This window comes from Lyngbya sp. CCY1209 (assembly GCF_035615495.1).
Lineage (GTDB): Bacteria > Cyanobacteriota > Cyanobacteriia > Cyanobacteriales > Microcoleaceae > Limnospira.
Window position 1 is genome coordinate 1 of sequence record NZ_JAJENU010000136.1, and the last position, 4,165, is coordinate 4,165.

Annotated in this window: 5 protein-coding genes and 1 tRNA gene; 4 read left to right on the forward strand and 2 right to left on the reverse strand. The window is 54.1% G+C overall.

The window, feature by feature from the left end:
• Positions 1-91: 91 nt before the first annotated feature.
• Positions 92-163 (reverse strand) — tRNA-Gln (locus LKE08_RS01330).
• Between the two features lie 213 nt (positions 164-376).
• On the opposite strand from LKE08_RS01330, the gene LKE08_RS01335 reads away from it, so the two are divergent.
• Entirely contained in the window at positions 377-604 is a 228-nt protein-coding gene (locus LKE08_RS01335; protein ID WP_324702390.1) for a ferredoxin family protein, read from the forward strand.
• A 66-nt stretch (positions 605-670) separates the two neighbouring features.
• Positions 671-1,357, forward strand: coding sequence for an SH3 domain-containing protein (locus LKE08_RS01340; protein ID WP_324702391.1), 687 nt, complete (start codon positions 671-673; stop codon positions 1,355-1,357).
• Between the two features lie 120 nt (positions 1,358-1,477).
• On the opposite strand, the gene LKE08_RS01345 is transcribed toward LKE08_RS01340, so the two are convergent.
• Positions 1,478-1,894, reverse strand: a complete 417-nt coding sequence (locus tag LKE08_RS01345; protein WP_324702392.1) for a hypothetical protein — start codon at positions 1,892-1,894, stop codon at positions 1,478-1,480.
• 451 nt (positions 1,895-2,345) lie between these two features.
• On the opposite strand from LKE08_RS01345, the gene LKE08_RS01350 reads away from it, so the two are divergent.
• Positions 2,346-2,507, forward strand: coding sequence for a hypothetical protein (locus LKE08_RS01350; RefSeq protein WP_324702393.1), 162 nt, complete (start codon positions 2,346-2,348; stop codon positions 2,505-2,507).
• 82 nt (positions 2,508-2,589) lie between these two features.
• The gene (gnd, locus tag LKE08_RS01355) at positions 2,590-4,011 is read left to right on the forward strand and encodes a decarboxylating NADP(+)-dependent phosphogluconate dehydrogenase (RefSeq protein WP_324702394.1); all 1,422 of its coding nucleotides are present in this window, start codon (positions 2,590-2,592) and stop codon (positions 4,009-4,011) included.
• Positions 4,012-4,165: the final 154 nt, after the last annotated feature.

A 4,165-nucleotide genomic window follows, 5' to 3' on the forward strand; every position in this document is an offset into this window, starting at 1 on the left:
CGACTGAAGTCGCCGTTCGCTTTTCATCCGTGCTTTAAAAAGACACGGCTTTCAAGCTCTCGTCCTTTTCTCGTAAAAGAATTGATTTCAACTGGGGCGGAAGGATTCGAACCTCCGAATGGCGGGACCAAAACCCGCTGCCTTACCGCTTGGCGACGCCCCAACGTCGTCTCACAAGTTCCTATCTTATCAGCACCTCCCGGGATTGTGTCAAGTTTTTTTTCAATTTTTTTGTGAATCGGCGATCGCGATCCGCTCAAATCCCCTGATAGCCTGGAATTGAGGAAAACGGGGTCCTGCCGCCCCGGGAGGGTGTCACAATGGTATCGGAGTCAAGTCCGAATGTTGGAAGCTCGTCCGAGAGGGAGAATCTACTGTGGCCCATACGATTGTTACCGAAACTTGCGAAGGTGTGGCCGATTGCGTCGGAGCCTGTCCGGTCGCCTGCATCCATCCCGGTCCGGGTAAGAATCAACAGGGAACCGATTGGTATTGGATCGATTTTGACACCTGCATCGACTGCGGCATTTGCCTGCAAGTTTGTCCGGTAGAGGGGGCGATCGTTGCGGAAGAGAGACCGGAACTGCAACGGACCCCGAGCTAAAACCGGGGGCGATCGCTTCTTTTTGAGTTGCGATCGCCTCCCGTTTGACCGACAGGAGATGATTTGATGAACCAAAAGGCGATTGTCAGCACCAACGGCGACACTCTCAACGTGCGGGCCACACCCGACGGCGTGATCGTCGATGTCCTGGACAACGGCACCCTCGTCGAGGTGGTCGGTGCCCCCGTCGAGGCCGGCGGGTTCACCTGGGTTCCCATCGGGGGCGATCGCTGGGTGGCCCGGGAATTTTTGAGCGTCTACACCCCGGAAACCGAGGGCGACGCCATTCCGGGGGCGAAGGTGGTCGCCACCCAGACCGAAGAGGCGATCGCGGGGGGATTGAAGGTGTATCGCACAGAATTGATCGACGCGGGGGGTTGGGTCGTCGATACCGTCCGCTGCGTCTCCGGACGCATCGGCCAGCAAGTCCCGTCAGAATATCCGGGATCTCAGACTCCCATTCCCTTCGGCTTGTATAAATTTGACATCCCCGGAGCGGTCGAGGCGGCTCCGGGAGAGTTTGGCGGGGTGTGGTCGGCGGTGACGCCGACGTTTGAAACGTATCGGGGAGGGTTTGGGATTCACTACGATCCGTCTGCATTTGCCAATACGGATCAAACGGGAACGGCAGGTTGTTTGGCCACGCCGACGGTGGAGGAACGGGACGTCATGACCGATTTTATTGTCACCCACGCTCCCATTTATTTGCTCGTCCAGAAAGACGGAGATGGGATGACCGACGAAAATCAATGAAATTCCCAATTAAAAAAAGAGCAACTGACGGTTAAACTGCCGAGTTTGTGACTCCAAATCATCTCAAATAGACCACCCTGACGGCGAAAAATCGGTGTCGATTTAAAGGGGAGGGCGGGATTACAAACCCGTCAAGGCATCCGCATTGTGATCAGGTAAGGGTTCCTGAAAATTGGAATTCCAAACATCGTCACTTTCCTCGGACAACGTTTCCACCCGTTTGTTCACATCAATGCGGTTCTGTTCCTGCAATTTGACCAGTTCTTCCTGGTAGGCGGAGATGATGTGGGCGAGACTGACCGCGATCGCGTCCCAAGCCTCCTCGTTCGTTATTTTATCTGCGATCCCCTGAAACAATCCACCTTGTTTGCTGTTTTTGACGTATTCCTTGAGTCGGGCTCCCGACTTCTGGACGGCCGCCTGGTAAATGTCCCCATTCGACCACCAGATCCCCGGCTGGTTGAGCAACCAAGTCAAAATGTACTCGGGGGCGTGTTGTTCCCGAACCCAGGTGGCGAGATACTTTAATTCTTCCATTGTTGCCTGTGAGCTTAGTGATACCGAATGACCTTCTCAATTCTACTATAGCATTCCGGAACTGGCATCGATTTTGTAGAATCTTCACTCTTTTGCTAGTCCCCCTTCAATAGGGCGGTAGAACCTTTCCACATCGGCGGGGGATTTCCGATGGTCAACCTCCTTCGTACCCTCGGCTTGCTGCACATACTCTCGGTGCTTTAGTGTCAGCTTTCTGATAGTTCGTCGGGGTCGATGCCGATTTCCCGCAACTTTTCCAAGGCGCGATCGCGTTCCTGTTGCATTGGAGCAAGTTTCCCTCGGATGCGATCGCGTTATTCTATTTCACATTCATGAAAGCCTCGAGTCCGATCGCCCCATTTCCAACTTATCACTTTCGGACGATGTGGGAGGGGTTGCCACCCTTTAAACTGGTGAAATTAAATATGTTTCGCCCATCTCAAACTTCCCGATGTCAGTTCTCAAATTCCCAGATAAACCCCCGGCGATCGAAGTCCATTTCGGCGGCGACTGGGGAAGCGATCGCGGGGTCAAACCGTCACCTATGTCCCAGCGATTTCCCCCCACCGGGGTAATTTTTCGGAAAATTTTAAAAAAAAGGCGATCGGAATAATCTCAAACCAAAAATCAACGATACAGTGTAGAGACGATGAGCCAATTCCCCTTGGATCAACATTAGAGTTAAACGGAAGTCTATGTCACAGCAGAAATTTGGTGTAATTGGTCTGGCCGTCATGGGCGAAAACCTGGCCCTCAACGTCGAGCGCAACGGTTTCCCCGTCGCCGTCTACAATCGCACCAGCTCCAAAACGGACGAATTCATGCAAAAGCGGGCGATCGATAAAAACGTCAAACCCGCCTACACCCTGGAGGAATTCGTCCAATCCCTCGAACGTCCCCGCCGCATCTTGGTCATGGTGAAGGCTGGCAAACCCGTTGACGCGGTAATCGACCAGCTCAAACCCCTGTTGGACAAGGATGACATGATCATCGACGGGGGTAACTCCCTCTACGAAGACACCGAACGCCGCACCCGCGAACTCGAAGCCACCGGTCTGGGGTTCATGGGAATGGGCGTCAGCGGCGGCGAAGAGGGGGCACTGTGGGGGCCGAGCCTGATGCCGGGAGGAACGGAGGCTTCCTACAAGGAACTCGAAGCCATCCTCACGAAAATTGCGGCTCAAGTGGATGACGGCCCCTGTGTCACCTACATCGGCCCCGGCGGTGCGGGTCACTACGTCAAAATGGTTCACAACGGCATCGAATACGGCGATATGCAACTGATCGCCGAGGCCTACGACTTACTCAGAAATGTCCTGGGCTTCAACGACCAGCAACTTCACGAAGTCTTCGCCGAGTGGAACACCACCGACGAACTCAATTCATTTCTGATTGAAATTACGGCGGATATTTTCAAGCAGAAAGACCCGGAAACGGGCAAACCGCTAATCGACCTGATTCTAGATTCGGCCGGACAGAAGGGAACCGGACGCTGGACGGTGGTAAGCGCCCTGGAAATGGGCGTTTGTATCCCGACGATCACCGCCGCAGTCAACGGCCGAATTATCTCGTCTTTCAAGGACGAGCGAGTTGCGGCATCGCAGGAATTGCCGGGACCGACGGCAAAATTTGACGGCGACGCGAAGGCGTTCGTCAACAAAATTCGGGATGCCCTGTACTGTTCTAAAATCTGTTCCTACGCCCAAGGAATGGCTTTAATGGGAAAGGCTTCCCAGGAGTTTAATTACCATCTCAATCTGGGAGAAATTGCCCGGATTTGGAAGGGCGGCTGCATCATCCGGGCGGGATTCTTGAACAAAATCAAACACGCCTACGACGAAAATCCGACACTGCCCAATCTGTTGCTGGCGCCGGAATTCAAGCAGACCATTTTAGACCGCCAAGAGGCTTGGCGGGAAGTGTTGGTGACGGCGAATACTCTGGGAATTCCGGTTCCGGCGTTCAGCGCGTCCCTGGATTATTTCGACAGCTACCGCCGCCCGAATTTGCCGCAAAATCTCACCCAAGCCCAGCGAGATTTCTTCGGGGCGCACACTTACGAGCGCACCGACAAGCCGCGCGGCGAGTTCTTCCACACGGAATGGGGTCAGGATTGAAGGTTCCCTTAGATTCCCCTTTAGTAAGGGGAAAGCCAAAGGATGCTTCGCTTTTATTGATACGGGGGCTTCGAGACCAATTCTCCCCCCTTACCAAGGGGGGCTGGGGGGGATTCTTCGCTTTTCCCGAGGATTGAAGATCCCCCATTATCCC

Coding starts and splice junctions, on each gene's coding strand:
- LKE08_RS01340 (WP_324702391.1), top strand. CDS start 671: ATGAACCAAAAGGCGATTGTCAGCACCAACGGCGACACTCTCAACGTG.
- LKE08_RS01345 (WP_324702392.1), bottom strand. CDS start 1,894: ATGGAAGAATTAAAGTATCTCGCCACCTGGGTTCGGGAACAACACGCC.
- gnd (WP_324702394.1), top strand. CDS start 2,590: ATGTCACAGCAGAAATTTGGTGTAATTGGTCTGGCCGTCATGGGCGAA.
- LKE08_RS01350 (WP_324702393.1), top strand. CDS start 2,346: ATGTCAGTTCTCAAATTCCCAGATAAACCCCCGGCGATCGAAGTCCAT.